The sequence below is a fragment of the Fictibacillus sp. NPDC058756 genome (genome assembly GCF_042746035.1).
Taxonomy (GTDB): Bacteria; Bacillota; Bacilli; order Bacillales; family Fictibacillaceae; genus Fictibacillus.
Genome location: NZ_JBHYPU010000001.1, coordinates 1466639 through 1493108, shown reverse-complemented (window position 1 = coordinate 1493108; position 26470 = coordinate 1466639). Strand labels below are relative to the sequence as shown.

Below are 26470 nucleotides of genomic sequence, written 5' to 3'. Positions count from 1 at the left end.
TGGCAATGAACTTTTTTATGGAAAGGATATCCGGTATGAAAATCGACGTTCAGTTTCAGCGAGAATGGCATGATGACTTTTTAAAGCGTGTGGAAGAAGATGGACCATGGGCCAACTGGGAGTTGTACAATTTGGCACTTGAGGCCGAACATCATCTTGCAATACCTGAGTTTTTGGGGCTGCAAGCTCCAGCTCATCTCCCACAGATGACTTTTCTGCCTCATCAGCTGGACGTTGCAACAACCGTTATTGAACAAATGAACGGAAAAGCGATTCTAGCAGATGAAGTCGGATTAGGAAAAACGATTGAAGCTGGATTAATTTTAAAAGAATACATGATTCGACGCTTAGCGAAGAAAATCCTGATTCTAGTGCCGGCTTCATTAGTTATACAGTGGACGAATGAACTTAATCAAAAATTCTTTATACCTGCGATTGCTCAAAAGAAGGCTTATGTTTGGGAGCAATGTGATGTTGTCGTTTCATCAATCGATACTGCAAAACGCGCACCGCACCGCGATATTGTTTTGAATCAGGAGTACGACCTTATCATTATTGACGAAGCCCATAAATTAAAGAATAAGAAAACGAAAAACTATGAATTTGTTCAGCTTCTTAAAAAGAAATTTTGTTTATTGCTAACAGCTACTCCAGTACAGAATAGAGTTGAAGAAATCTTTAATCTTGTTTCTCTGCTAAAGCCGGGACACCTTGGCAACAGAGAGAATTTTGATAAGGATTTTAAAGAAGATAAGTACTCCTTGAAAAACGAAGAAAAACTAAAGCAGCTTGTCAATAAAGTAATGGTCAGAAACAGAAGAGAAGAAACCGGCTTAAAATGGCCAAAACGGCTAGTAAAGACCATCCCAATAACATTATCAAAAACAGAGAGGGACCTTTACGATGAAATATCAAAACTTAAAAGAGAGTCCTACTTTGACAGAAGCAGGTTCTCTGTTGTTACCTTACAGCGTGAAGCATGCAGTTCAAGAGAAGCGGTATTTTTAACGCTAAAAAATATGCTTCAAAAAGATGTTCCATCAACATTAATGGAAAACCGCATCGTTGAACTGATGAAGAAAATTGAATTGGTAGATCAAAACTCAAAAGCATTGAAGGCGCTTGAGCTTATTCAGTCCATTAACTCAAAAGTTATCATTTTCACTGAATATCGTGCCACCCAATTATATTTACAATGGTTTCTTCAGCAGCACGGCATTTCATCTGTTCCTTTTCGAGGGGGCTTTAAACGAAGCAAGAAAGACTGGATGACTCACCTATTTAAGACTCGAGCTCAAGTTTTAATCGCTACTGAAGCTGGAGGCGAAGGAATTAACCTACAGTTTTGCCAGCACATTATAAACTATGATCTGCCATGGAACCCGATGAGGATTGAACAGCGTATCGGACGCATCCATAGAATTGGACAGCAGGGAGATGTTCATATCTATAACTTTGCTACTCAGAATACCATTGAAGAACATATCTTAAACCTGCTCTACAACAAGATTAACTTGTTTGAGAGTGTCATTGGGGAACTTGATGAGATCTTAACGAAGTTTGAAATCAAAAATATTGAGCGCCATATTTCTGATATTTTGAACACTTCGGACAGTGAAGGAGAAATCAGGATAAAGATGGATAACCTTGCTTCCCTCATCAATTTAGACGGAGGTATAAAGCAGAAAGGATGGGAAGAGCATGCAGCAGCACGAGATACATCGATTTCTTGAAAGGTATTTTGATGCTAACGAATGCCGGATTCTAGAGAAGAACTTCAGTTATATGAAGGTTCAATTAACGACTGAGCTGGACAAAGTACTGATGAATCGTCCATTCTATTGGCACTACCTTGAAAAAACCGGCGGTACTCCTAATCCCATGACATTAACTCTGGTTACAGGACAGCAACAGTCACCAGATGGTAAAGGAGAGTTTATTCATTTTGGCTCTCCCCGCCTCCATCAAATATTTGCATCTACAAAAAAACTCGCTTCTTTTATCCGGTTATACGAATCTGTTCCGCAGCAAGGTGCTCAAGTTCCTCTTCAGCCCTGGTTGTGTTTAAATGTGAAAGTTACCTATCAATGTGATCAGAAAAAGGATCAAGTGCTATCGTATGGCATTCAGCTGATTAACGGGACGATTGAAGACCAGTTTCATACCCGGCTTCAGAAGCTTTTATTAACTAAAAGAATTCCTGATTTTTGTTATACACTCTCTCCATTTATAAAGTCGGAAAGTGCGATTAAAAGGCTTGAATCTAAAATACAGGAAGTAATCGACCAAGATGATCATACTTGGGCAGATGATGCAAAGAATCGCTGGAAGGAAGATGAAGATCTTTTAGAAAGTTTTTATGAGGATCTTTTAACTAAGCCAGAAGCTTACCATGTTGAAAAAGAAGCACTTCGTACTCAATACGAGCCTAAGATCATAGTAGAAATCATAAACGGAGGGCTCTTTTATCTTTCATAAAGGCTTTTTCGTAAACTATGTTGCTATTAGAAGATGTTGATTTCCGCTTCAGGATGCTCGCTTTCCGCGGGGCGGGCGGTGAGCCTCCTCTCGCTTTGCGCCTTTAGGAGTCTCACCTGTCCGCTTCATGGAAGTATCCTTGCTCCTGCGTCTACAAGTAAATACTACCGATGTGAGCTTCCTCGTCGCATGCCTGGCGAGAAGCTTCGCAAGTGGTAGGCACGCACCTTGATCTCCAATCAACTAGTCAAGAAGTCTGCTCAATAATAAATGTTAGAAAGCAACAATCTTTTAGATATGAACCATGTAATCAAAACAAAAAGCCGGGTTAGGCACCCGGCTTAATCCTTTTTCCAGCCATTACTTATCTTTTCGTCTCTTCCTGAACATAAGACCTAAACTCATTGGCAAAACGCCAAAAAGGTATGTTAACAACGGTTCTTTTTCTTTTTTTCGTGTGCGCTTTCTTTCTTTCCGGACCGATTTTGGCTCGTCTAAATATTTTACTATTTTCTGAGTTAGATACTTTACGACATCATTTCCCGCAGCCATTAACAAAACTCCTTTAATTAACCATTCACAGTCTAGTCTTGTCTATTTGCTCAGGAATTAAACCGCTGTAACTTTATAAGTATCTGCTCGCATACTTCTTGTGCTGTCAGATCGTCCGTTAAAATCGTGATATCACTTTTTTCATAATGCTTTCGCCGCTCATTATAAAGCTGAAAAATATCTTCTTTTGTATTTGTCAGCAATAATGGCCTTTTCTTTCGTTCCTCTTCTTTCATTAACCGGTCCCACAATACAGGGAAACTTGTTTTCAGATAAATTACTGTTCCTTTACTCTTCATATAAGCAAGATTTTCTTCGCGAACAACAGCTCCGCCTCCTGTCATGACAACTGCATGTTCCAGTGGAAGCTGACGAATGGCTAGAGATTCGTAGTTTCTAAAAGCTTCTTCTCCTTCGTGATGAAAAATTTCTTTTATCGTTTGTCCTCTTTGCTTCTCTATTGCAGAATCTACATCATATGGCGGAACTTCAAGCTGTTTGGAAAGATGTTTTCCAACAGATGTTTTACCGCATCCCATGAAGCCTACTAAATATATGGTGTTCAACTTTAACCCTCCACCCATTTTGTAACGCTATTCTGGGTTACATTATAATATACTTTCACCTTTTTTGTATGTTGCTTATCTGTAAATGCTTCGATCATGATTAGCCTTTCTTCTTCTGTCGTTTGTTCGATCACAAAATTAACGATTCCTTCATTCAAGATTAAATTCTTCTCCATCGGGAGAAATACAGAAGCATCCTTTGCATAAATGATTGCCCGCTCCAACCCTTGCTGAAGAAGCCGTGTTTGCTTTAATTGTTCTTCCTGCATATAAACAAACTGCCTTTCAGAGGAAACCTTTCCTGTAAGGTATCCAAAAAAGATAAGGATAACTAAACATAATGTAATTACGAGAGGATATATTAATCCCTTTTCATTATTCATTACTCGATCCTTCGAAAAAAACGCTGATATTCATTTCCTTGTGTATCAATAAGCTTTACGGCTAACAGTACATCTGAATGCTTTTCCAGTACCATTTCACTAATATTCTGCACCCACACTTCATGTCCAAGCCCATTTACTTGCTTACGAATAAGAGAATGATATTTTGAGAAACTTAGTATATTGCCGTTTGAAAGTGTGACGTACAAGGAGTTGTTATTCACTTCAATAGACTTTCCTTCCCTTATTTCTTTTCCTAACATAGAGAAAAATATTGAGGTCTCTTCCAGCTGAGGAGTTGGAGGCTGTTTTTGGATAGGAATAAACAGTAATGGTATGAGCGAGGAGAGCATAAGGAGCACTGTCAAAGCTATGAAGGCTTCCATTAAGCTATGGCCCTTTTGAGAATCAGCATATTTAATAATAGCTTGAACACGCTGTATAATCTTTTTGATTTGATGCCTCAAAATTAATACAGATTTCATACTCATCTGTAACTCCCTTATTAGTAATCAACGAATATGATGTTCCGTTTCGCGTCCACTCCCTACCTTGCAATTGTATTTTCATTAAAGAAAGCCGATCAGCCTCTTCGATAGCAAACATTAGCTGCTCGGTAGTCTTTTGCTCTTGATGCAATATATAAACAAATGGTAGACAAATGGAAGCTATAGCAAAAAACAGCAATAAACCTAACATGGATTCAAGCAGCAAATATCCATTATTGTTCCGCAACATAAAATTTCCCTTTACCAAGCTGGAACACCATTTTATACACAGCATTTCCTGAATATATATAAAGTGTTCCTGCACGGCTGATGTTTCCGTTTTGATTAAATTGGATAGTCAATTCCATGGCTTGTCCCTCAATGGTAATATGTTTTGGAATAGGCCGGTTTAATACCCGATTTGAATTATAGGTTCCTACCTGATACATATTTTTTTCATTATTGAAGGTTAGACGGTATACACTGCTTTCATTAATTGCTTTTTGCTGAGTATAGATTATGTCCTTTCCAAGAGAATTTAAAAAGTACTCTGTCTTTCTGTTTTTTATAAACGAATTGAACTTCGGATAAGCTGCAGAGCCGATTAATCCAATTATCAAGAGAACAATCATCATTTCAATCAATAAATAACCAGACTGCTTATATTTGCTCAGGGTGTTTCATCCTCTTCATCCTCATTCACATACACTTTCCCTTCACTATCGATGAGCAATGGTTCTTTATCGGGGCATACTTTTGTATCGATATATTTCTCATCAAAAAGCTGGTCTATTGTAGGCCGCTCATTTTTTTCAGCTTCATAAGCACCTACCTGCCCTTGCACGAGATCTATCGTTGCTTCACAACCAAGAGATTTGACGATAGCATTATTCTTAGTCATACTCGGCAAGGCAATCAGCATCAAAACTGAAATAATAAGAAGGACAATCATCATTTCAATCAGGGTAAAACCATTTTCATTTCTCATAAAAGTCTTTTCCCTCCCTATAAGGCATCCATTAGTTGAAACATCGGCAAGAGCATAGAAGCAAACATAAGCAGGACAAAACCACCAACTAAAGCAAAAAGGATAGGCTGTATTTTTTGCATATTAGAAAGAATTTTCTCCTCCAATTCTATAAATAACCACTCTCCATATTGAATTAATTCAGAACCTAGAGCCCCATGTGCTTGTCCGAAACGAATAATCTCAGTCATTTCTTTTGCATAAAAAGGTTTATGAAGTAAAAGCTCAGGCAATGTTTTTCCATCAATCAAACCTTTTTGCAGCCTAATGCTCTCTTCTTGAAAAAACCCTTTTTTCATATGTTTTTCCATCACTATCAATGCATCTGTTACCGGCAAACCGCTTTTTAGCATCGAACCAAAGTTAATGCTGAAATAGTGTGAGTTCATAAGCAAAAGAAATTTCTTTAAAAGAGGTATAGATATTAATAAACTCATCTGATCAGAATAACTTGTGTTTCTTTTTACAAAATAAACCGCAATCCATCCAAGCAGAACAATTAGTAAAGCTGCAATTAGGAGGTAAGGAAACAAAGATAGAAAAGACAGCATTATTGAGGTGAACGCGGGTGTCTTAACTTCCAGTGAAGAAAACAGAAGGGAAAATTGAGGAAATAAGAAATAGTAAAAAAGAATTCCGATCCATACTGTAAGAAATAACAAAAATAAAGGATATCTAACCGCTTTATTTAATCTATCTCGCCATTCGGCCTTTTTTTTCATAAAAGCACCATTTTCCATCAAACTATTAGTTAAATTTCCGTTAACGCTGTTTATGGATAATGAACTAGTTACTTCATCTGGTAAATTTAATTTTGAGAAAACATCTAGAACAGAATTACCTGCTGACAATCTCTCTAATAATTCATCTATTAAATGCTGTTCTTTATCAGGAAACTGCGCTCTTAAAAGCTCTATGCTTTTATTGATCGAGTAGCCTTGATTTAATAAAAGTCCAAGTTTATAAAGGAATTTTCCTTGAGACGCCCTTTTCCACTTCTTCTTGAACATTTCCCTGCCCCCCCATCCACCTTTCATAACTTTCTTTTGTTACAAACCCTGCTGCATATGCTTGATTAAAGTAATAAGGGAGACTTTTATAAAATGGAGGGACGGAAATGTCTTGCCTAAATGCGGTTTCCAAATCGTGATTGCTTAGGATTTCATAAATCCCTGCTCTTCTGAACGTCCGTGATTTAAAGCAAAAGTCGCTGCAGTTATCACCGCAAAAACGGCAAGGCATTGAAATCAGTCTCTGAGAAACCACTCCCATTAATGTCTGTTTCAATTCTGCTTCACGGATTCCAAATTCCCTTAGACGCTCTAAACAGCCTAGACAATCAGAGGCATGCATCGTCGAGAGTACTAAATGCCCTGTTAAAGACGCACGAATAACTAGCCGGGCTGCAGCTTCATCACGAATCTCCCCTATCATGATGACATCTGGATCGTGGCGCAATAAAGATTTAAAACCTTCACCATAAGTCACACCAGCTTTTTCATTAATTTCCATTTGGAGAAATGTATCTACCTTTCGCTCAACAGGATCTTCTAAAGTAACTATCTGGCGCTTGTAGTGGTGCTGGAGGTATTGCAGCAAAGAATATAGCATTGTTGTTTTGCCTGAACCAGTTGGGCCAGTAAATAATAACAAACCGCTTGAACGTTTAATGAGTAAAATGAGTTTTTGAAGTGCATGCGGGAAGAGTGATAATTCATTAATTGAAAAGGATTCTTGCTGAGGGAGGATGCGGATTACGAGAGATTCATTAAATGCAGAAGGAATGGAAGAAAGTCGAAGATGTACGTTAATATTATCTATAAGCACATCCATAGCACCGCTTTGAGGTTTACGGTGTTCACCAATATCCATTCTTGCTGAATACTTGAAATGAGAAATGACACGTACGTACTCTTCGAAATTAAGAGATCTGTATTCGAGCAATCTTTGATCAATACGAAATTGTACTATTCCTCCTTTTTTTAATGGGATGAAATGAATGTCAGATGCATTTTGTGTTACCGCATCTTGCAAAATAGAAATGCCTAAAATTTTTATTGGCAAGCATTATCGACCTCCTTTTTGTTTCGTGTTATAAAAATACTTCACACAAATTAAAATTCCTTCCATTTTTTTAGAAATTGCGCATATAAATTTCGACACAGCTCATACTATTATTGTTGCATTGGGCTATAGCCAAGCGGTAAGGCAACGGACTTTGACTCCGTCATGCGTTGGTTCGAATCCAGCTAGCCCAGCCAAAAAAATAACACTCTTAAGATTTTAAGAGTGCATCAATCAGGACACATGACTTGAAATGTGTTCTTTTTCTTTTTTATGGCATAATTTTTTCATATCGCCAGGGCTATATCCCGCAATCAGCTGTTCTCCATCAGTTACGAGCGGACGTTTAAGCAGCTTAGGATTTTTTGTTAAAAGTTCAAGCAATTCGTTTGTAGATAGTTCATAAACATCTACATCAAGCGATTTAAAGGACTGGCTTCTTTTAGCCAGAATATCTTCAGTCCCCGCTTTAGTCAGCTTTAATAATTCTCTGAGTTCTTCTACTGAAGGGGTTTCTTTAAATAAGTGTCTTTCTTCAAATGATACTTTATTTTGTTTAAGCCACATTTTCGCTTTGCGACATGAAGTGCAGCTGGGATATGTGTAAAACGTAATTGAATTCATATGACTTCACTCCTTTTGGTTTACATTACCTTTAAAAGAGGCATAATAAACCAAAATCAACCTACTTCGAGTAATTTATATTTGAATTGTCTTTTTATCCGCTTACAATTGTCATTTACAAGAGAGTGGAAACTCATATATAATACTAAAGGATACAAGTATTGGCGAAAAAAGGAGGGATACATATGTCAAGAATGTATAAGGTTTTGGGCTTTTGGACAGGGATCATTGGTGTCATGGCTTATCTTGGCGATATGCAGGACATGGCGTTATTGTTCCTAGGACAAACGATTATGTTCGTTTCATTAGGTTATTTGAACTTATCTGAACGTATGTATATTTATATCTTTGGTGCTTATTTAACAGTTTTCTTTGTCGGATTTACATACTGGTCAACATTTATGATGACTCCTGGAGCTGGCGGAGGCCATTAATATTAAAAAAGTTCATATCAGCTTATGAAAAACGGACCGTTATAAAACGGTCCGTTTTTTTTGTTGCTTCATAACTTGAAAGCCGTTAGCAAGCGTACTATCTAAAAGGAATGACCTGATAGCCCTGTTCCTTTTATGTTCAGCAGAGAAAGGGTCTGTACCCTTGGCATCATTCAATAGTAATAAAATACCCTCTTTCAAGAGAAATTCACCTTGCATGCTAAAATGTATGGTTTCAACATCTTGTTTTTTAGCAGCATTTTCAACTTGATCCCAATTTACATGATAAGTTATATCCATTTTACCAGGATAAGAAAGAGTGTTATTTTCAATTTTATGCTTATGATATCCGCGTATACTGCCTTCTTTTAAAGCTTCTCTATTCCATTCTTCGCCTCTATAGCCGTAATCAACAAAGAAATAGATACTTTTCTCGGCAGTCCATTCATATAGATCATTCAGCCAATTCATCATCTGAAGTGACACTTCAAGCTCAAAATCACTTCTCCTTGATGCAAATAGTTTATCTAACAGTAAAGTATGTTCAGATGCATTTATATAATTAAAACGAATCTCATCTTTAGCTTCATCAAGAATAACTACTTTCTCAAACCAGTCATTTTTTTGTTTTAGAAAAATCCGTAATGGAAACGCATCTAGTACTTCATTTGCAAAAATAATGCCTTTAAAATCCGGATAAGATTCTTTCAGTTCTTCAAATGAACAGAAAATGATCACAGAGGATCCTGTTAATTCATTTTGGAGAAGCTGACGGTGATAAGGGCTTTTTTCAACGATGATATAAGATATTTGCTGCCCATTACCGTTATCTTTCCAGCCGGATAAAACTTGTTTCGCGAATCGGCCTGTTCCTGCTCCAAACTCAACTACGATAGGATCTAATTTGTGTTCATGAATGGTTTTTGCAAAAACATCAGCCCAAACTTTTCCGAACACATCTGATACTGAACTGGACGTATAAAAATCACCGTTTTTTCCAATCTTCTTCTGTTCACTCATGTAATATCCGTATTCCGGATGATAGAGAGCCAATTCCATAAATTGCTCCATCGTCATCCAGTGGTTCTGGTCCAAATATCTTTTTATAACATCATTCAGGCTCAATTTAAAACCCGCCTAAGAAAGGATTTGAATCCATTTCCATTCCAATTGTCGTCTCAGGACCATGACCAGATAGTACAACTGTTTCTTCAGGAAGATGCAATAATTTCTCATGAATACTCTTTAGCAATGTATCCTGACAGCCTCCGTTAAGATCGGTTCTCCCAATACTTCCGGCAAATAGTGCATCTCCTGAAAATACAGCTCCTGCACCCTTCAAATAATAGGATACACTCCCTGGTGAATGCCCAGGAGTAGTTAGTACATCAAAAGAAAATGAGCCAATCTTTAAGCTTCTATCATTATCCGTTAATAAGTGACTAGCAGACTTAGCTGTGATATTTTGTCCAAAATACTTTGACCCGTTCTTTTTTGTATCAGTGAGCCAATCTTGCTCTTTTTTATGAATATATAATGGCAGCTGGTATTTTTCCCGTACTTGATCCACTGCACCTATGTGATCAAAGTGAGCATGCGTCAGCAAAACAGCCAGTGGTTTTAACTTTAGTGATTCTATAGTTTGAATAATTTTGGAACCTTCACTTCCTGGATCTAAAATTATCGCTTCATTTTTTGAATCATAAAGGATATATGTATTTTCTTGAACAGGTCCTACAGTTAGCTTTTTCCATCTCATGTTTATACCTCCAGTTCCAATTGCAAGTTCTCCCTTTCTATCTTACACTAAAATAGTCATATATACGGAGGAAATGCATGAACATCTATTATGGTTTCGAAAACAATTTAGAGAGTTTTCCTTTTGTGGACAGGGAAGGTGACTTCATTATTACAGAGTATTGTTTTGAAGATTCAAATGAAGCGATTCCTTTACTTTTAATAAAGCCCTATAAAACCTCTCTTCTTCTTGAGGATTATGGATTCTTTTCCGAAAGTGGGAAATGTTATTTATATCTTGATATGATTTGTGCATTTTCTGTTAAGGAAGGAGATCAGAAGCAAATAGAAATGTTTCTTCTACAGGCAGAAGAAGAATTAATTGCCGTTGAAAAAGAAACGGAGGCAATTTATTTTTTTAGCCAGCATAATAAACTGCTTATTCTGAAATGGGCAAAATCCTATCAGGTTAAGCCTGAATTCATATTGTTATAAATGTTCACTCGACAAACAGGGATAAAACAAGTAAAATAATACAAGGTTGTACCTGTGTGAAAGCGTTATACATAGGATTGGTATTACTCCAAAGCAAGGGGGCACAGAATAATGGGATTAGCCATTATATTCGGCTTAGTAGCTATTCTAGCTGCATTGGGACTATTACGTTCGTTAAAAATTAAAAACTTAATGGCAGCAGGCTTCGCGTTCTTAACGTTTGCTGTATTTGGCTGGTTTACAGTCATGACTGTACTTGACGTATTAGTTGGCAGCGGCGGTTCAACAGGCCATTAAAATCCGAAAAACCATCAGAATTATTATTCTGATGGTTTTTCTATATAAACTTACATATACAAGCTGGCAATCAGGATACCTCGTGTGTCTTCATAAATTTTATCAAACTGTCCTAATGGCAATGGGTTAACTCCGATACCAAGTTCAATAGTAAAGCCTGGTCTTCTAAACTCCTGAATAAACCAGTCTTTATATCCTGCATAGCTGTCAACATACCTGATGGCTTTATAACCGCTGACCCGTTCAAATTCCTCTGCAATATGCTGGGAGATCGGCATAGGTTCTTCCCCTTCAAATCCCCAATAAAGCTCCTTTCCTTGCGTATGAAGAGCAACTACCCTGTCAAAATCATATTTTTGTGCAGCCTGAACCATGGCGATTGCTTCTGGTTCCGATAAAGGTGCTTTTCCAGGAAAATCTCTAGGGGCAGGCTTTTTAGGTTTCCTTGGCTGTTCCAGTTCCCATCTTGCAGGAAACTGGTTATTTAAATCCACACCTCTAATATTGGCTTTCCATGATGAAAAGTCTTTTCTTCCTTTGTTTAAATTTAATACAAAATCTTTTAATTCTGCATCCTCTGGTGGACCATGTAAAACGAGGTCCACACCATCGGGATCAACCATTGGTACGGCAAGCAAAGTGGTATTCTTGTATAGATCGAGTGAAGTGACGTCATTCATGGAATCTTCACTTGTTAAGGCTCGAGCATACTCATTAATAAACTTCATAAGGATAGCGGTTGTAATCCATTCATTCCCATGAAATGAACCGTTAATGTGCACTTTCTTCTTTCCCTTTCCAACTATAAGCATTTCGATTGGCTTTCCCTGTACGGAATGTCCGATGGTTTGTTTTTTGATAAAAGGATAAGTTTGCATTAATTGATCAATGTCCTTCTTTAGCACTAGGCTGTCATATTTTCGTTTTCCTTGAATACAAGGAAACGGAAGGACATAAGGAATGTTAATTTCATCTTTCACAAATATTTTCTTAGGATGGACTTCGGGATTGAATAAGTAAAGCGCATCAATCGGTATATCTTTTTCCTCAGCAATTTTAAAGAATGTGTCACCATTTTTTATTTTATAGCGCTGAACAGCGATTCCAGGTAAATGAACTTTTCTTCCTGCTTCAATATTTCCAGAATGCACATTGGGATTTGAATCTTTAATTAAATTGTAAGGGATAGACAAGAGTCTGGAATAGTACCAAAGCGAGTCCCCGTTCCTAACTAGAATTTCCAATCAAAGCCCTCCCTAAAAACGTTCTCTTAAAGATGTATGATTGCTGAGCTTATATATGCAAAAAAAAGCACTTAGCCGAAGCTAAGTGCCTTCTCATATTATTTATCTTGTTTTGCTTTGTCTTTATCATAAAAGCGCAGCAAGTCGCCGTAGATGATTCGGTCTGACATATCCAGCTCAGTTTTTGCACGTTCAGCATAAGGTTCACATGCATTTTCTTCGCCTTCAACTGGCTTCCCAGTTGCTTTGTCGTAACACTTACCATCTGTAAAGACATTATCTTTCGTAATATAAGAGTTATCACGAAGTACTGCGAAATCTTCGCGGTCTTTTGAGAAAAGGTCTGACCCTAATTGAATGTCACCTTTCGTGTCAATTCCTAGCAAGTGCAATATTGTTGGTTTTAAGTCGATTTGTCCGCCGACCGTATCCATCTGCTTACCTTTTTCACCTGGCATATGAATGATCAATGGTACTTTCTGCAACTGAGTTGATTCAAATGGCGTAATTTCTTTTCCTAAGAATTGACCCATTGCATCATTGTGATTTTCAGAAATACCATAATGGTCACCATACATGATGAAGATAGAGTCTTCATATAATCCAGCTGCTTTTACATCAGCAAAGAACTCTTTTAGTGCATCATCCGTGTAACGTACAGTTGTAAAGTATCGGTTAACTGTTCCGTCATTTGAAGTCCATTCAGGAATCATTTCATCTTCTTCTTCCAATGTGAAAGGGAAGTGATTCGTTAAAGTAATATACTTTGTATAAAACGGCTTATTCATTGCCTGCATTTCTTTCAGGTGAGGGATAGACTGTTTAAAGAAATCTTTATCCTTTAATCCCCATCCGATAGAATTTTCAGGTGTAACTTCAAAATCTTTCAATGAGTAATAACGGTCATAACCGAAATTATCATACATGATATCACGGTTCCAGAAACTCTTGTTGTTAGCATGCTGTACTGAAGAGTAATAGCCTTGCTCTTTCAAGATCTCTGGCGTCGCATTGTATTGATTTTGTGAATGTGTAAAGAACACTGCTCCACTTGGAAGCGGATATAGTGAGTTATCTAACAAGAACTCTGAATCTGATGTTTTCCCTTGCCCTGTTTGGTGATAGAAGTTCGGGAAGTAATAGCTGTCCTTAATCAAGTCATTCATAAAAGGCGTGATTTCTTTTCCGTTTACTGATTCATTAATAACAAAGTTTTGTGTTGATTCTACGGAAATAACGAAAACATTTTTGCCTTTCGCTTTACCAAACATTTCAGGGTTCGGTTCTTTATAATTGGCACGTGCATAGTTTTCAATATCCGTAATTTCGCTGCCATCTGCGAATGCACGCTGAGCTTTCGCTTTAGACTGAATGATTGAATCGTAAATATGGTAGTTGTATGAACCAATATTCTTAATCAGCATCTCACGGTCAAAAGTACGTGTTAATAATTGTGGACGCTCCGTTTCAGCAATTCCAACGTTAACGATAAAGAATACGATCGCTGCTGCATAAGTCAGTGTAATCTGTTTACGTGACGCACGAGCAGGACGGTAATCAGCACGTCTCATAAAGTAAGCTAGAATTACGATGTCAACAAACACTAAAACGTCTGTAGGCTGAATTAATTCAAATACACTATTACCTAAATCACCCATGTTGCTTGTTTGAAACAATACTGGAATGGTAATAAAGTCGTTAAAGAATCTGTAAAATACCATGTTTGCATACATAACAAAACTCATGATTGCACTTACGGCAATAATCATTCTTCTATGTGCTTTACCTTTAAAATAAAGGGTAAGACCTAAGAATAAGATGACCGAACTGATCGGATTAATAAATAGGATCAGTTCCTGAATTTTGTTGTCCATAGGCAGTTCAAATGCTGTTTTATATACGATATACGTTTTTACCCATAATAAAGCAATTGCGATAAAGAAAAACTTATAATCAGCAAAAGCTTGTTTCATTTTTTCTTTCATAATGTTCTCTGACCTCCTCAATCAAAAAGAACTTGTGCAGTTAAATTTAAATGTTTTTTTATACTCTACCTTATCCACTGTATCCATCGGGAATGTAAATCACCATTTACAAAACCTTAACTAAAGGATTACATAAAGAGTATAATATATGGTTTTGCACAAGAATTCAATACCCTAACGTACTATTTCAAGATTCTGACAAATTGGACAACAAAACTATATTAGTTTTTCCCTTTTTTTTAATCCATAAACAATTAGACGAACCTATGCCGAAAAAGTTTCAAAAAAATAAAGAACCACTTCATGTGGCTCTCTATTTTTATATAGTATTTATATGTTATGTTTTGCCAGCCATGCCCCGCCGATCACACCAGCGTCATTGCCTAAAGTCGCTATAGTAAGCGTTGCTCCTTCTGCTACCCGAGGAAGTGCAAAACGTTTGAATTCTTTTTCAAGTCTGGACATAAGTATGTGGCCAGCTTTTGAAACGCCTCCGCCAATAACAATTTTTCCTGGATTAATACCGTTAGAAAGATTTGCGATTACAAGTCCTAAATGGAAAGCTACTGCGTCTAGCGTATCAATTGCGACCTGATCGCCATTCTCAGCTGCTTCAGCTACATCTTTTGCTTTTAGTTCACCATTATTTTTTAAAATTTCAATTAGAGATGAAGATGAATCATCTGCTGCTTTTTCTTTCGCGATTCTAGCTATTCCTGTAGCAGATGCAATGGTCTCAATACAGCCTGACTTTCCACAATTACAAGATGCTCCGCCTTCTGGAATGGATGTAATATGTCCAATCTCGCCTGCCATCCCATTAGTGCCATGCATGATATGGCCATTCACAATAATTCCGCCTCCAACACCAGTTCCTAGCGTTACCATCAGCAGATTTCCTTCACCATCTCCTGCCCCGCGCCACATCTCACCTATCGCTGCAATATTTGCATCATTGTCTATCGTAACCGAAAGACCTGTAGCTTTTTCAAGCTCATCTTTTAATGCATAATTACGCCACCCAATATTAACAGCATGATAAATAAAGCCTGTCTTCATATCTATAAATCCTGGTGCTCCCATACCAATCGCAGCGAGCTTTTCACGTTTTTCAGAAAGCTGATCTAATTTAGCATCTATGGATTGAGCAATGTCACTGACAATATGTTTGCCGTCTTCAGATATGTTTGTAGGAATCTCCCACTTCTCGACGATATGACCATCAAGTGTAATAAACGCTACTTTTATTGTTGTCCCGCCTAAGTCTACTCCAACTAGCCATTTTTCCATTTCTCTTCATCCTCTATTGTAATTTATTGTTTGCTGAACGAATAATAAGAATCGCTGTTTTGTATTCGTTTACATCAATAAGTTTTTGGTTGTAAAGCTCTCGAACTTCTTCTTGTATTAATTCTAAATCTGCAGCTGGATTTCCTGTGTATATAATGGTTCCAAACCTTTTTAATAACTGCAGCACATCATACATTGTTTTCATAATCTATCACCTACGTCATTATAACAAATATTACAGGGCCGAATGCAAGCCTTTGCACAATATTATCATAAAAAATCGCCAGTTTTTTCTGAGGGCACTGAAAAACCGGTTGAACAGAAAAAAGAATCAAACCACCTCGATAAGAGCTGGTTTGATCCTTTTTTTGCATACAAACATGTAAGGATTGTAGCGGCAGGGGGCTCACCGCCCGCCCCGCGGAAAGCATGTACCCTGGAGCGGAGATCCCCGCATTCAACATATTATTTAGGGACTTTTACAGTGCCCTCTTTTTTTCTCTAGCTGTTTTTTTGTATTAACGATCTGGATCCTTGGGGTGCAGGACAACAGGTCTTCTGTTTTTCAATGGCATAGGAATTCTAAATATCACATCTCTGATCGCTTTATAGTTAAAAGGGATAAACGGCCATAAATATGGGATATGAAAAGATTTAAAAGAAACAAAAAATAAAATGGCTAACGTAAACCCTGCCATATAACCTGGCACTCCTAATAAAGCAGTAAGTGCCAATAATGAAAGCCTTAATAATCTGTTAGCAAGACTAAGTTCATAAGTTGGTGTAGCAAAAGTGCCTATTGCGGCTACTGCAATATACAATACGACTTCATTTACAAACAGACCAACCTCGATCGCAACTTGACCGATTACGATTGCTGATACAAGTCCTAATCCTGTGGATACAGATGTTGGTGTATGAATGGTAGCCATTCGAAGCATGTCCATGCCAAGTTCGATTATTATAAACTGTAAAAAAAGCGGGACAACGCCTATTTCCTCAGGACCAATAAAACTGAGATTTATCGGGAGCAATTCTTGTTGAACCGAGAATAAATACCAAAGCGGCAGCAGAAAAATGGAAATCCATACCGCAAGAAATCGGACAAATCTTAAATACGCACCTACGATTGGTTTTTGCCTGTATTCTTCTGCATGCTGAAGATGATGCCAAAATGTAGTTGGAGTTATAAGAACTGATGGTGACCCGTCTACAAAAACGAGAACATGACCTTCAAATAGATGAACAGCTGCAGTATCGGGACGTTCTGTATACCTCACTAATGGATATGGATTAAAATGCCTTCCGCAAATAAATTCCTCTACTGTTTTTTCTCCCATTGGAAGTCCATCCGTATCAATCATTTTTAGGGAGTCTTTAATTCGTCCCACGATATGCGGATCAGCTATGTCCTCGATGTAGGAAATACAGATATCTGTTTTGGAGCGCCTTCCGATGCTCATATATTCCATTCGTAAAGACCGGTCACGTACCCTTCTTCTGGTTAATGCAGTATTAAATATAATCGTCTCAACAAAGCCATCTCTTGCTCCTCTTACTACTCGTTCAACATCAGGCTCTTCTGGACCACGGACAGGGTATGTTCTGGCATCTATCTGAATGATTTCAGCTACGCCTTCAACAATAAGAACAGTTGGTCCGCTCAAAACCCAATCTATCCCCTGATTAAGATCATCAGATTTAGAAATCTCAACATATGGGATATACGTTTTCATTAATCTCAAAAGCGGATCGGGATCTAACTGGTCGGGTTTAAGATCTGCTAAAAGCTTCATTAAATAGTGAAGAATATCATCTTTCACAAATCCATCCACCATGAAAAGCGCCATTCTTCGGCCTGCATATTCTAAGTCCAAATGGATGCAGTCAAAACTAATATCAACACCTAGTTGTTTCTTCATATATTGAACATTTTCGTCAAAATCGTGTGAAAGAGGCTGTTTTTTTGGCAGATATGACATTTTCATCACTCCTCTGCCTATCATCCTTTACTTTCTCAAATCTTTTCATACCTTCTATCAACAAAATCCCAGCCGATGGCTGGGATTTTATTTCGTCTATACAAGGTGTGATTGCAAATAAGACTTTATAAGATTAGCTGTGTGTTCCAATGATTTAACATGTGTCCGCTCATAAGCATGTGAAGCATCGATCCCAGGTCCGATTAAACCATGAACGACATCAGCCCCCGCTCTAATAGCCGCAGTAGCATCTGAACCATAGAAAGGGTAAATATCTACTTTATAGTCAATTCCGTTCTTCTCAGCTAATTCAACTAAATGCTTTCGTAATCCAAAGTGATAAGGTCCCCCAGAATCCTTCGCACAAATGCTTACAGTAAACTCATCAGTTGTTTGTCCATCACCGATTGCACCCATGTCTACTGCTAAATATTCGACAGTCTGTTCTGGTATATTGGAATTGCCCCCAAAACCAATCTCTTCATTATTACTTATCAAGAAATGTGTCGTAAAAGGTAATTTTATTGATGATTTCTGAATTTGTTTAACAAGATGCATCAAAATAGCTACGCTTGCCTTGTCATCAAGATGCCTGGACTTTACAAAACCGCTTTCTGTTTCATCAAAACGCGGATTAAAAGAAACGAAATCGCCAACAGAAACCCCCGCTTCCTCAGCATCCTTTTTGGAATGAAACTCTTGATCAACTCTTACTTCTATGTTCTTTTCATCCCTCTTCAGTTCATCCATCCCTTTATATACATGCGCTGATGTCTGATGCATCAACACTGTCCCCGAGAAACGTTCGCCCTTTGAAGTGTGAATCGTACAAAATTCCCCTTCAACCGTGTTCCAATAATATCCGCCGATTTTATCTAATTTTAAGCGGCCATCATTTTTAATTTCTTTTACCATCGCACCAAGTGTATCAACATGAGCTGTTAATAATCGGTGTTTAGTATCATCTTCTCCTTTAATTGTAGCAAGCAATGCTCCTTTGTTTGTGATTTTAAAAGGCACTTCATTTTCTTCAAAGAACTCTCTCATGTACTGAATGGCAGCTTCTGTATTTCCAGAAGGGCTTGGGATATGTACTAATTCTTTAATAAATCTTACAATTTCATTCGTTTTTATTTCCATCTTCTTTCTCCTCCTTATATTCAAACATTACAATTTGATATTTTAATTTTCCTTCTTCTAATTTAAGTGATAGCGCATACAATTTAGGAACTAGTTTGTCCTAGAGGAGGCACAGGTAATGAAGTGGAAAATTTCAATATTTATGCTGATAATTATACTTGTAATAGGTATCATCTACCAGCCGTTTGTCAAAAAAGAGGCTCGTGAAAGTATTACGTTTTTTCCGATAGACAGTTCTTTCTCTTTTACAGATGCTAAAACATCCATAAAATTTAAAAAGGGAACTGCTTCAAACTATGAATTGGAATGGGACGTTGAGTCAGAATCCTCGGAAAGTGTTTATTTAAGACAAGACATCGCCATGATCTATGAAAACGGAAAACTTGCTAATAAAATGAGCGAGTGGAAAACAAATGCAAAATCAATTGATCTGGAGAAAGATATACACGGGAAAACCCCTGGGTTATGGGAGGGAATCTCATATCATCAGGGTGAAATTCATATTAATGAGGAAAAATATCGTTCGGTTCAAAGAATGAGCAGTGACTATCTCTATACGGTTAAACCAAATAACACATTTACCGGGTTTAAAAACCCTAATTCTGCATCAGAACGGCGTTTAAAAAACATGTTAGATCAAGAGACAAATAAATACCTTCAAAATACTTTAGCTCAGCTTTTGGATTATTATCAGATAAACCGAAACAATTACCACGTTATTTCACTTCAGTCATTAACAGGCTATAACGAAAAAACACTGCCCGGATTTAACCAGCTTAAAAGCCAGGAGATTATCGGGAAACTATGGGAAGGACTTTATAAAAATTATTTTATGAACATCACAACAAAAACTGGCCAAAAGATCAGTCCCATAGGAAGCGGCATGCCATATATTTTATTAAGCAAAGATAAAACTCACTTATTTGTTTTATTTCAAACCGCAACTGGAGAGAACATACAGCTCATTCAATACATTTCTTAAATACATTTTTCAATTCATTTGAAGAACAGCAGTTATATATGAGTGGATTTGTTTGTGCTAATATTTGTTTTGAAGGATTCCACCATATCCCTGTCCACCCGGCTGTTACAGCTGGGTGGATATCAAAACTGAACGAGTCGCCAATATAATAAAAACTTGTCGCGTGTATTCTGCTTTTCACATATTCAAATATCTCAAGACTAGGTTTGGCGAAAGAAAGTTCTGTGGAAATAAAAATGTTGTTTTCTGAAAAGCTTAGCCCAAGCATACTGAGTTTCTTTCTTTGCAGTTCGGACCCTCCATTTGAAATGATCCCTGCCACAAACCCTCGCTGGTATAATAAATCAATAATTTCTTTGATCCACGGATAAGGTATGACAAATGAAGGGATTTTCTCTTCACAAAGTTTTCGGAAATAATCAATTTGATTCATATCAATCGATTGGATATTTAATGATATTAATGAAGAAACAAGCCTGTTTCTTTGATATTGCTCACGTGTTAAAGTTTTATCCTCATAAGCTGGCCAATACAAATCACAATAGATCTTATAAGCTTCAAACCATTTATCAGCATTTACTGGCTTCTTCAAAAAAGGATAAAAAATTGATTTAAAGGCAAATAAAGAAGCCTGCTTAAAAGAGGCTTCATAATCAAATAACGTATTATCCAGATCAAAAAAGAAAGCTTTACTAGTTGAAACGTTCATATTAGATCAGTTCATCCATCATTTTTGAACGCAATCCTGGGAAAGACATAGCACTTCCTACTACAAAACGTCTAATAAAAGGTTGTCCCAGTGCCATGTTGATAAGACGATAACGCATTCTATAACCGAGCATTACAGCAAGGAATAACAGAAATCCTTTAATCATAAATCCTTTCATAAAAAAACCTCCTTACTTATACTTTCTGTGATTGAAGGCTATTTTATTCGTAAACAAGTCTTGCAAAATATTCATCATACATTTCTTGGGCAATTTTTGTATCTTCTGTCCCTTTCACATGGATTCGGCCATCTTTAAATACAGCAACATCTAATCCGTTGACCGAAACTCTTAGTAAAAAGGGAGTTAAAACAGGATGATGCATTGCAAGTTCTGTTTCCAACTGTTTAAGATTAAATATTCTATTCGTTGATAATTGCACAGTCTTTCTTCCGCATAAAACGACTGCTTCCAAAAAATCTTTTTGAAGAGCCGGGTACAGATGATGTATGCAAACGGGACAATCACTTTTAGAAAGAGGCAGTTTCGTTTCCATATTCATTCTGTTCCAGACATCAAAAGTTAACACCGTTGGAGTGATCAGGTTTGATTGGTCTATAAGAATTTTAAGTGTCTCAACTGTCTGATAGGATGCCGTTATTTCAACGGCTGGCATGATTACACCATTTGCATCGCAAGTTTCCCCTGACTTCCGTCCTCCTAATAAACAGCGAAGACAACAAGTCTTCTCTCGAAGAAATACTGCCACAGTGCCTGTAGATCCTGCGACCCCTCCATATACATATGGAATGTTATTCTTCATGCATACATCGTTCAAAATGTACCGCGTTTCAAAATTGTCAGTTCCGTCCAAAACCACATCTGCATCTTTCAGCAGCGTTTCTGCGTTATGACCTGTAATTTGTTTAAAATGTGTTTCAATATTTACAGAAGAATTTATAGCGTTCAATCGTTCTTTAGCTGCAAAAACTTTCGGAATCATATCTTCTGAATCTTTTTCAATAAAAAGAGTCTGTCGCTGTAAATTCGATTTTTCTACAACATCACGGTCTATCAATATTAAACGTCCTATGCCTGCACGTGTCAGCTGATGAGCTAAAGCTGAGCCAAGAGCTCCAACCCCTGCAATCACGGCTGTTTTTGTTTGTAAAACAGTTTGTCCCTCTTTACCAATTGGACGAAATAACTCTTGTTTTTCATACCGATTCATTGTCTTCCCCCTCAATGATCCCGTTTAACTCATTTGTTGTATTTACATTTTTAAAAAAATGTTCTTCCTCGTCTTCTACTTCTATATACTTGGTGTTTTTTCTTTGGAGGAGCTTTAAAACTTTATAGATATTTTCTTGTAAACAGGAAGCAATTTCAGGTAAACATGTTATTTTATATACTCCGTTTAATGGATATATTTTTCCGTTTAATACAGGAATGACACAATCATATTCGCCCTCCTGGGCAGCGGTAAGCCATTTTCGATACATACTGCTGTTCATCAAAGGCATGTCGCACGGAGTGACAAGATAGTAATCTGCTTTTTGGCTGATCATTCCAGTATAAATACCTGCTAACGGCCCTTTTCCTTTATAGCGTGAAGCATCTTCAAGAATACGTATAAACTTTGAACTGTATTTAGTTAAAGATATCAATAGTTCCTCACGCGTAATAACTAGGATTTTATCGACATGCGGCGTCAGTGATTCAATCGAATACTCTATAAACGTTCTGTTATTCCACTTTGCTATTGCTTTCGGGCTTCCAAACCGCCGGGATTCTCCGCCAGCCAAAACTATACCTGCACAAATCACTTGACTGTCCATATGTATAATCCCCCCGCTATTAACGCGCCAATGATCGTAGAACTAAAGTTAACAAGATTATTTGTTACCCATGGCAAACCAAATATTCTCACTGTTTTCATTTTGCAATGCCACTTACTCTCAGTCTCTGTTTTACAAATTTGACAATAAAGCTTCTGCTCAAACCATGCTCCAAAAAGGGTATCTGCAATATTCCCAAAAAAACCTGCGAAAATAATAATAATACTCACCATGAAAGTCGATGTATCATATAGCAAATAGTAACTTACCCCAATTGCTGCAGCTCCTATAACTGCAGCAATCGTCCCTAATCCACTAACAGCTCCTGAAAGTCCTGCCTCAACCTTTCTCCACTCTTTTAAGTGAAAGGGCTTCGTTTTGGACAGTATTCCAATCTCAGAGGCCCACGTATCTGCTGTAGCGGTTGCAAGTGCACCGGCAAACACTATTAGCCAAACTGGGTCTGACATGAATATAGCAGCTATTGCAGCAAGAGTGGATGTACCTCCATTTGCAAACACTTGACCGGCTGTCCGCCCCTTCTTGTCTTCTAAAGGTTCTGCATTATAATCTATCTTCACTTCTCTTTTCCATTTGGTTAAAATGGATGATGTTAAGAAAAATATCGCTAAAATAACTAAACCCTGCCATTCAAAAGAATAAAAGGTTAGAGCGCCTGTTATAAATGCTGCTAAGCTTCCTCTAAGTGTAAGCAGCTTAAAAATGATGGAGACCAAACAGAGCAAAGCGATCCCCGTAAAAAGGAAAGCCTCCATTTTAAATATAGCGCCCTTCTTCGGTAATGATTTGTTCTACTGGTACATCAAATTCTTCAAAAGGCAGTTGTTCTGTTGTCTGAAATGAGTATGCAATAGATAACGTTGACCCTTGATAGTCCTGTAAGAAGCGGTCATAATAGCCGCCTCCGTAACCGATTCTGTATCCTTTTTTGTCAAAAACCAGCCCCGGTACGATAAGCAAGTCAATATTTTCTTTAGTAATAACCTTCGTCCTATCAATTACCGGTTCATAAAGATCCATATACACATTCTCTAAATCATCAAAGGAACTCAGTTCTCTAAATTCCATCTTGTTGTTAGACGAGTAGCATTTTGGTACACAAACGGTTTTTCCTTCCTCCCAAGCTTTTTTTATAATAAAAGAAGTGTCTAATTCAAATTTTCTAGAAACAGTAATACCGATAAAGTTTGAATTTTGCCAGAGATTTGTTTTAAATAATTGTGCAGCTATTTTTTCGCTCAAAACCTTCCGATCATTTGCTTCCATAGAGAGTAATTCATTCTTTATTTTTTTTCGCCATTCTGACTTCGTCATTTGCAGCACCTCTTATGAATTGAATTATGCCTTAATCATAGCATGTGTCTTATAAGAGACAAAAAAAAAACGCAGATAAAGTCGTAAGCATTAGTTAATTTTCAAAAAACGAATTAAGCTGTCTACGTGAATTGCGGTAGTATCAAATAAAACAATATCATTCCAGTCATATTGTTTTAGAAAGATTGGAAGTTCAGTACACCCTAAAATCAATCCATTAATATTATATTTACTTTTTAACTGATGAATCATGTTTTCTACGGCCGTTATATCCTCTTTAATAAATATGCCTCTGGAAAATTGTTTAAAAATCTTTTGCTGAAGAAAGTCTTGCTCGGTTATTTCAGGAATAAAGATTTGGATTTCAGTGTTTACTGACGCTGCATATTCCTCGTCGCATGCCTTACAAGAAGCTTATTCAGGTGGATGGCATGCAGGAGTCTCGCCCTTCCGCTTCAATTAACTATTCAATGAAGAACTTTTGAAAATCTCTCAGTAGCAAACAATCTTTTGGAAATGAGCTTATTATATGTACGAAAAAACGCCTGATTCCTCATTCTCATGGGAGTCAGGCGTTCTTAAGTGAAATTACTTAGTTTCACGGTGAACTGTGTATTTCTTTAAACGCGGGCTGTATTTTTTAAGCTCTAAACGGTCTGGATTTGTACGCTTGTTTTTAGTAGTGATGTAGTTACGATCACCAGTCTCAGTACAAGCTAAAGTAATGTTTACACGCATTGTTGTTTCCCTCCACATCTTTACCAAAGTACATATTAATGGTTACTAACAGTCATTATTCTCTATTAAACCATACTTTAACATGATAACAAATTCTTATCTAACGGGCAAGAGAGTTTTGTGAAAGTTTCTGATATACGGTTGTATATTCTTTTAAAACATCGACAAAAGTAGCATGTGACCATGTTAAAGGAGCTACTGATAATGCTTCACCTGTAAAGGGGTGTAGCTGTTCTGGCAATACACCGGTTGAAAAACTATGCTCTTGAATCCAGCGCAAAATTTCGTGCGGCCGTTCTAGATCATGTACTGTTTTTGCCTTTTGAATGTACCATTTTGCTACCCAAAGTGTACAAATCAGCCACGGGTTGCCTGGAACCTTTGCAACTTCATGTGTTTGCTGAAAATAGTAATCATTTGTGTACCTTGCTATTCCACCGACACTTGTTTTTATACTTAAATCTTCTTCCATCTGATGCATCGTGCGGATGACTCTTTCATCATCTGCTGAAAATACGCCAAAGGCAAATAGGGCATACATACTTGATTCCATCGTAAAATCTTTTTTATAAGCGTTACCATCCAATAAATAAATACCCCTGATGAATCTGCCCGCACCTTCATCATATAGGTGTTTTTCCATGCCTGCTTTAATGCGTTCAGCACCTTTTTTATATCGTTCTGCCCGATCGTCTTCACCAAACAGCGTAGCAAATGAATATGCAGCCATCAATCCTCCATACACACTGCTCGCTGTGAATGTAAATATTCCTCTCCTTTCCTCCCAAAGATCATAAGATTGAAAAGGAAGATCAAGTTCGCTATGCATGTATTGGAGCAAAAATCTAGCACTTGGTCTGACCAGAGAGCGATAAAGAGATTGAGCAAATTCAATATCACCGGTTTCTTTATAGTGCTCCCAGAAGGCCCACAAAACGAGTGCTGTTTCATCTTCTTGGATAGGCAGCTGGCTTGCTCCATCTTTATCAATCATAGGGTGCCAGGATGATCCAATTGAACCGTCTGGATTATATTTATGATGCAAGTACCCTTCTTTCGTTAGAACATCAGCACATCTTCGATAAAAATTTTTAACCATGCCATGAAATCCCGCTTTCGCTACAGCAGCAGCTATTAATGCTCCGTCTCTTGGCCACATATAACTGTAATGATCGCGGTTATATTGCTGTATATCTGAATCATTTGCTGCGATGATATAACCATTCTCATTCGTTTGCGTACGTATAATAAGCAGACTCCGGTTGTATAGGTCCAGCAGTTCGTCTGAAAGGTTGCATGGGTCAATCTTCGTTTTATTAACCCACCTCCGCCAATAAACATCGATTTTGTCCAGTGTTAAGGATGGACCTATCTCCATCAGATAATCATAAAGAGAAAAAACCTCTTCCCTGCTTTTCCCAACTGTTGATGAATAAAATGCTTCTCTCGTTTCATTCGGCGGTATGACTCCAGTGACGCAGAATGTACTGTCTACCGATCCTTGAGCAATTGGATTCACATGCAAATGGCCGTCTTCAGCATCTTTCCATGTCCCTTCTGCGCTTAAAAATCGTTTTATACCTGTCGTGTATTGATCCATTCCCTTTCCTTCAAAAGAAGCATGGAACAAAAAATATCGATTCTTTTTATAATGGATAATGACCGACTTATGAGGATCGTAATAGGCTGTATCGCCAACTTCGGTTTCGTAAATTGAAAGATCCTGATGAAAGAAAAGCTTAATCTTCTTTTCTTCATCTGTTTCATTGATAATACTTATTCTCCTCATAAACATGTTTTCTCTTTGATGTACAGCATCTTCAATCTTTAGGCACAAACCTTCTTTTTTGTTCCTTGCAAATGACTGAGTGACTAATGAATCGCTGCGGTAACCAGGTTCTATCGTCCATTCTTTAGAAGAAAGCCAAGAAAAGGAGCCATTGATACTGGCTCCCAAACGGTTTACATGTCCCTGCACATGATTTTGCTGACCAACATAGGGAAAATATATGTCTCTAATCTGCAAAAACTCGTCTAAGTTGATAAGTAAATTTCCGTTGCCTAAAGCTAAATGTCTTGGCATA

Annotated in this window: 31 protein-coding genes and 1 tRNA gene; 7 read left to right on the top strand and 25 right to left on the bottom strand. The window is 37.5% G+C overall.

Annotated elements, in window-relative coordinates:
* Positions 1 to 35 precede the first annotated feature (35 nt).
* Complete coding sequence (locus ACFW35_RS07470) at positions 36 to 1733, top strand: DEAD/DEAH box helicase (RefSeq protein WP_379844796.1); 1698 nt, start codon at positions 36 to 38, stop codon at positions 1731 to 1733.
* A complete protein-coding gene (locus tag ACFW35_RS07465) occupies positions 1702 to 2478 on the top strand; it encodes a YqhG family protein (protein ID WP_379844794.1) in 777 nt (258 codons plus the stop codon). The genes ACFW35_RS07470 and ACFW35_RS07465 overlap by 32 nt, the downstream gene beginning before the upstream one ends.
* A gap of 360 nt (positions 2479 to 2838) precedes the next feature.
* On the opposite strand, the gene ACFW35_RS07460 is transcribed toward ACFW35_RS07465, so the two are convergent.
* From ACFW35_RS07460 to comGA, 8 genes are all read right to left on the bottom strand, one after another.
* On the bottom strand, positions 2839 to 3030 hold the full coding sequence (locus tag ACFW35_RS07460) for a YqzE family protein (protein ID WP_379844792.1): 192 nt from the start codon (positions 3028 to 3030) through the stop codon (positions 2839 to 2841).
* A gap of 50 nt (positions 3031 to 3080) precedes the next feature.
* Positions 3081 to 3596 carry a shikimate kinase gene (locus tag ACFW35_RS07455; RefSeq protein ID WP_379844790.1) on the bottom strand — a complete coding sequence of 172 codons (516 nt, stop codon included), beginning with the start codon at positions 3594 to 3596 and terminating at the stop codon, positions 3081 to 3083.
* A gap of 2 nt (positions 3597 to 3598) precedes the next feature.
* Entirely contained in the window at positions 3599 to 3979 is a 381-nt protein-coding gene (gene comGG, locus ACFW35_RS07450; protein ID WP_379844788.1) for a competence type IV pilus minor pilin ComGG, read from the bottom strand.
* Complete coding sequence (locus ACFW35_RS07445) at positions 3979 to 4464, bottom strand: competence type IV pilus minor pilin ComGF (RefSeq protein ID WP_379844786.1); 486 nt, start codon at positions 4462 to 4464, stop codon at positions 3979 to 3981. Before ACFW35_RS07445 ends, comGG begins: the two co-directional genes overlap by 1 nt.
* A 236-nt stretch (positions 4465 to 4700) precedes the next feature.
* Positions 4701 to 5141 (bottom strand): competence type IV pilus minor pilin ComGD, encoded by a 441-nt coding sequence (gene comGD, locus ACFW35_RS07440; RefSeq protein ID WP_379847421.1) that lies wholly within the window; start codon positions 5139 to 5141, stop codon positions 4701 to 4703.
* Positions 5138 to 5455 carry a competence type IV pilus major pilin ComGC gene (gene comGC / locus ACFW35_RS07435; RefSeq protein ID WP_379844784.1) on the bottom strand — a complete coding sequence of 106 codons (318 nt, stop codon included), beginning with the start codon at positions 5453 to 5455 and terminating at the stop codon, positions 5138 to 5140. Before comGC ends, comGD begins: the two co-directional genes overlap by 4 nt.
* 17 nt (positions 5456 to 5472) lie before the next feature.
* A complete protein-coding gene (comGB, locus tag ACFW35_RS07430; RefSeq protein ID WP_379844782.1) occupies positions 5473 to 6504 on the bottom strand; it encodes a competence type IV pilus assembly protein ComGB in 1032 nt (343 codons plus the stop codon).
* Positions 6455 to 7558: a competence type IV pilus ATPase ComGA gene (gene comGA / locus ACFW35_RS07425; protein ID WP_379844780.1), complete on the bottom strand. Its 1104-nt coding sequence runs from the start codon at positions 7556 to 7558 to the stop codon at positions 6455 to 6457. The genes comGB and comGA overlap by 50 nt, the downstream gene beginning before the upstream one ends.
* Positions 7559 to 7680: 122 nt before the next feature.
* Between comGA and ACFW35_RS07420 the strand changes: the two genes are divergently transcribed.
* Positions 7681 to 7755 (top strand) — tRNA-Gln (locus ACFW35_RS07420).
* A 37-nt stretch (positions 7756 to 7792) separates the two neighbouring features.
* Here ACFW35_RS07420 and ACFW35_RS07415 read toward each other — a convergent pair.
* The gene (locus ACFW35_RS07415; protein ID WP_379834713.1) at positions 7793 to 8182 is read right to left on the bottom strand and encodes a Spx/MgsR family RNA polymerase-binding regulatory protein; all 390 of its coding nucleotides are present in this window, start codon (positions 8180 to 8182) and stop codon (positions 7793 to 7795) included.
* A 185-nt stretch (positions 8183 to 8367) separates the two neighbouring features.
* Here ACFW35_RS07415 and ACFW35_RS07410 point away from each other — a divergent pair, with 185 nt between their 5' ends.
* A complete protein-coding gene (locus ACFW35_RS07410) occupies positions 8368 to 8616 on the top strand; it encodes a DUF2626 domain-containing protein (protein WP_066242314.1) in 249 nt (82 codons plus the stop codon).
* 39 nt (positions 8617 to 8655) lie between these two features.
* Here the strand turns inward: ACFW35_RS07410 and ACFW35_RS07405 are convergent, their stop codons facing one another.
* On the bottom strand, positions 8656 to 9741 hold the full coding sequence (locus ACFW35_RS07405) for an SAM-dependent methyltransferase (RefSeq protein WP_379844778.1): 1086 nt from the start codon (positions 9739 to 9741) through the stop codon (positions 8656 to 8658).
* Between the two features lies 1 nt (position 9742).
* Positions 9743 to 10375 (bottom strand): MBL fold metallo-hydrolase, encoded by a 633-nt coding sequence (locus ACFW35_RS07400; protein ID WP_379844776.1) that lies wholly within the window; start codon positions 10373 to 10375, stop codon positions 9743 to 9745.
* Positions 10376 to 10452: 77 nt separating this feature from the next.
* Between ACFW35_RS07400 and ACFW35_RS07395 the strand changes: the two genes are divergently transcribed.
* Positions 10453 to 10848, top strand: coding sequence for a hypothetical protein (locus ACFW35_RS07395; RefSeq protein WP_379844774.1), 396 nt, complete (start codon positions 10453 to 10455; stop codon positions 10846 to 10848).
* A 111-nt stretch (positions 10849 to 10959) separates the two neighbouring features.
* Positions 10960 to 11145, top strand: coding sequence for a DUF2759 domain-containing protein (locus ACFW35_RS07390; RefSeq protein ID WP_066242324.1), 186 nt, complete (start codon positions 10960 to 10962; stop codon positions 11143 to 11145).
* 50 nt (positions 11146 to 11195) lie between these two features.
* On the opposite strand, the gene ACFW35_RS07385 is transcribed toward ACFW35_RS07390, so the two are convergent.
* The 6 genes from ACFW35_RS07385 to ACFW35_RS07360 all read right to left on the bottom strand — a co-directional run bounded on the left by ACFW35_RS07385 (position 11196) and on the right by ACFW35_RS07360 (position 18786).
* Positions 11196 to 12389 carry a M14 family metallopeptidase gene (locus ACFW35_RS07385; protein ID WP_379844772.1) on the bottom strand — a complete coding sequence of 398 codons (1194 nt, stop codon included), beginning with the start codon at positions 12387 to 12389 and terminating at the stop codon, positions 11196 to 11198.
* 98 nt (positions 12390 to 12487) lie between these two features.
* Positions 12488 to 14374: an LTA synthase family protein gene (locus ACFW35_RS07380; RefSeq protein WP_379844770.1), complete on the bottom strand. Its 1887-nt coding sequence runs from the start codon at positions 14372 to 14374 to the stop codon at positions 12488 to 12490.
* A 330-nt stretch (positions 14375 to 14704) separates the two neighbouring features.
* The gene (locus ACFW35_RS07375) at positions 14705 to 15664 is read right to left on the bottom strand and encodes an ROK family glucokinase (RefSeq protein WP_379844768.1); all 960 of its coding nucleotides are present in this window, start codon (positions 15662 to 15664) and stop codon (positions 14705 to 14707) included.
* A 13-nt stretch (positions 15665 to 15677) separates the two neighbouring features.
* Positions 15678 to 15869 carry a YqgQ family protein gene (locus ACFW35_RS07370; RefSeq protein WP_379834727.1) on the bottom strand — a complete coding sequence of 64 codons (192 nt, stop codon included), beginning with the start codon at positions 15867 to 15869 and terminating at the stop codon, positions 15678 to 15680.
* Between the two features lie 313 nt (positions 15870 to 16182).
* Positions 16183 to 17646, bottom strand: a complete 1464-nt coding sequence (locus ACFW35_RS07365; RefSeq protein ID WP_379844766.1) for a spore germination protein — start codon at positions 17644 to 17646, stop codon at positions 16183 to 16185.
* Positions 17647 to 17742: 96 nt separating this feature from the next.
* Positions 17743 to 18786 (bottom strand): M42 family metallopeptidase, encoded by a 1044-nt coding sequence (locus ACFW35_RS07360; protein ID WP_379844764.1) that lies wholly within the window; start codon positions 18784 to 18786, stop codon positions 17743 to 17745.
* A 118-nt stretch (positions 18787 to 18904) separates the two neighbouring features.
* Here ACFW35_RS07360 and ACFW35_RS07355 point away from each other — a divergent pair, with 118 nt between their 5' ends.
* Positions 18905 to 19768 (top strand): hypothetical protein, encoded by an 864-nt coding sequence (locus ACFW35_RS07355; RefSeq protein ID WP_379844762.1) that lies wholly within the window; start codon positions 18905 to 18907, stop codon positions 19766 to 19768.
* Here ACFW35_RS07355 and ACFW35_RS07350 read toward each other — a convergent pair.
* The 8 genes from ACFW35_RS07350 to ACFW35_RS07315 all read right to left on the bottom strand — a co-directional run bounded on the left by ACFW35_RS07350 (position 19749) and on the right by ACFW35_RS07315 (position 26469).
* Entirely contained in the window at positions 19749 to 20477 is a 729-nt protein-coding gene (locus ACFW35_RS07350; protein WP_379844760.1) for an HAD family hydrolase, read from the bottom strand. The genes ACFW35_RS07355 and ACFW35_RS07350 overlap by 20 nt on opposite strands.
* A gap of 1 nt (position 20478) precedes the next feature.
* Positions 20479 to 20655 carry a hypothetical protein gene (locus ACFW35_RS07345; RefSeq protein ID WP_165389300.1) on the bottom strand — a complete coding sequence of 59 codons (177 nt, stop codon included), beginning with the start codon at positions 20653 to 20655 and terminating at the stop codon, positions 20479 to 20481.
* A 43-nt stretch (positions 20656 to 20698) separates the two neighbouring features.
* The gene (locus tag ACFW35_RS07340) at positions 20699 to 21706 is read right to left on the bottom strand and encodes a ThiF family adenylyltransferase (protein WP_379844758.1); all 1008 of its coding nucleotides are present in this window, start codon (positions 21704 to 21706) and stop codon (positions 20699 to 20701) included.
* Positions 21693 to 22313 carry a molybdenum cofactor guanylyltransferase gene (locus ACFW35_RS07335; protein WP_379844756.1) on the bottom strand — a complete coding sequence of 207 codons (621 nt, stop codon included), beginning with the start codon at positions 22311 to 22313 and terminating at the stop codon, positions 21693 to 21695. The genes ACFW35_RS07340 and ACFW35_RS07335 overlap by 14 nt, the downstream gene beginning before the upstream one ends.
* Entirely contained in the window at positions 22298 to 23059 is a 762-nt protein-coding gene (locus tag ACFW35_RS07330; RefSeq protein WP_379844754.1) for a DUF92 domain-containing protein, read from the bottom strand. The genes ACFW35_RS07335 and ACFW35_RS07330 overlap by 16 nt, the downstream gene beginning before the upstream one ends.
* A gap of 31 nt (positions 23060 to 23090) precedes the next feature.
* Positions 23091 to 23648 (bottom strand): 5-formyltetrahydrofolate cyclo-ligase, encoded by a 558-nt coding sequence (locus tag ACFW35_RS07325; protein ID WP_379844752.1) that lies wholly within the window; start codon positions 23646 to 23648, stop codon positions 23091 to 23093.
* 588 nt (positions 23649 to 24236) lie between these two features.
* Positions 24237 to 24386, bottom strand: a complete 150-nt coding sequence (gene rpmG / locus ACFW35_RS07320) for a 50S ribosomal protein L33 (protein ID WP_066242361.1) — start codon at positions 24384 to 24386, stop codon at positions 24237 to 24239.
* A 100-nt stretch (positions 24387 to 24486) separates the two neighbouring features.
* A complete protein-coding gene (locus ACFW35_RS07315; protein WP_379844750.1) occupies positions 24487 to 26469 on the bottom strand; it encodes a glycoside hydrolase family 15 protein in 1983 nt (660 codons plus the stop codon).
* Position 26470: the final 1 nt, after the last annotated feature.

Bases quoted from the DNA above. Each gene is read 5' to 3' on its own strand.
- ACFW35_RS07470 (WP_379844796.1), top strand. From the start codon at position 36: ATGAAAATCGACGTTCAGTTTCAGCGAGAATGGCATGATGACTTTTTA.
- ACFW35_RS07465 (WP_379844794.1), top strand. From the start codon at position 1,702: ATGCAGCAGCACGAGATACATCGATTTCTTGAAAGGTATTTTGATGCT.
- ACFW35_RS07460 (WP_379844792.1), bottom strand. From the start codon at position 3,030: ATGGCTGCGGGAAATGATGTCGTAAAGTATCTAACTCAGAAAATAGTA.
- comGG (WP_379844788.1), bottom strand. From the start codon at position 3,979: ATGAATAATGAAAAGGGATTAATATATCCTCTCGTAATTACATTATGT.
- ACFW35_RS07445 (WP_379844786.1), bottom strand. From the start codon at position 4,464: ATGAAATCTGTATTAATTTTGAGGCATCAAATCAAAAAGATTATACAG.
- comGC (WP_379844784.1), bottom strand. From the start codon at position 5,455: ATGAGAAATGAAAATGGTTTTACCCTGATTGAAATGATGATTGTCCTT.
- comGB (WP_379844782.1), bottom strand. From the start codon at position 6,504: ATGTTCAAGAAGAAGTGGAAAAGGGCGTCTCAAGGAAAATTCCTTTAT.
- ACFW35_RS07415 (WP_379834713.1), bottom strand. From the start codon at position 8,182: ATGAATTCAATTACGTTTTACACATATCCCAGCTGCACTTCATGTCGC.
- ACFW35_RS07410 (WP_066242314.1), top strand. From the start codon at position 8,368: ATGTCAAGAATGTATAAGGTTTTGGGCTTTTGGACAGGGATCATTGGT.
- ACFW35_RS07400 (WP_379844776.1), bottom strand. From the start codon at position 10,375: ATGAGATGGAAAAAGCTAACTGTAGGACCTGTTCAAGAAAATACATAT.
- ACFW35_RS07395 (WP_379844774.1), top strand. From the start codon at position 10,453: ATGAACATCTATTATGGTTTCGAAAACAATTTAGAGAGTTTTCCTTTT.
- ACFW35_RS07390 (WP_066242324.1), top strand. From the start codon at position 10,960: ATGGGATTAGCCATTATATTCGGCTTAGTAGCTATTCTAGCTGCATTG.
- ACFW35_RS07380 (WP_379844770.1), bottom strand. From the start codon at position 14,374: ATGAAAGAAAAAATGAAACAAGCTTTTGCTGATTATAAGTTTTTCTTT.
- ACFW35_RS07375 (WP_379844768.1), bottom strand. From the start codon at position 15,664: ATGGAAAAATGGCTAGTTGGAGTAGACTTAGGCGGGACAACAATAAAA.
- ACFW35_RS07370 (WP_379834727.1), bottom strand. From the start codon at position 15,869: ATGAAAACAATGTATGATGTGCTGCAGTTATTAAAAAGGTTTGGAACC.
- ACFW35_RS07365 (WP_379844766.1), bottom strand. From the start codon at position 17,646: ATGTCATATCTGCCAAAAAAACAGCCTCTTTCACACGATTTTGACGAA.
- ACFW35_RS07360 (WP_379844764.1), bottom strand. From the start codon at position 18,786: ATGGAAATAAAAACGAATGAAATTGTAAGATTTATTAAAGAATTAGTA.
- ACFW35_RS07355 (WP_379844762.1), top strand. From the start codon at position 18,905: ATGAAGTGGAAAATTTCAATATTTATGCTGATAATTATACTTGTAATA.
- ACFW35_RS07350 (WP_379844760.1), bottom strand. From the start codon at position 20,477: ATGAACGTTTCAACTAGTAAAGCTTTCTTTTTTGATCTGGATAATACG.
- ACFW35_RS07345 (WP_165389300.1), bottom strand. From the start codon at position 20,655: ATGAAAGGATTTATGATTAAAGGATTTCTGTTATTCCTTGCTGTAATG.
- ACFW35_RS07340 (WP_379844758.1), bottom strand. From the start codon at position 21,706: ATGAATCGGTATGAAAAACAAGAGTTATTTCGTCCAATTGGTAAAGAG.
- ACFW35_RS07335 (WP_379844756.1), bottom strand. From the start codon at position 22,313: ATGGACAGTCAAGTGATTTGTGCAGGTATAGTTTTGGCTGGCGGAGAA.
- ACFW35_RS07325 (WP_379844752.1), bottom strand. From the start codon at position 23,648: ATGACGAAGTCAGAATGGCGAAAAAAAATAAAGAATGAATTACTCTCT.
- rpmG (WP_066242361.1), bottom strand. From the start codon at position 24,386: ATGCGTGTAAACATTACTTTAGCTTGTACTGAGACTGGTGATCGTAAC.
- ACFW35_RS07315 (WP_379844750.1), bottom strand. From the start codon at position 26,469: ATGCCAAGACATTTAGCTTTAGGCAACGGAAATTTACTTATCAACTTA.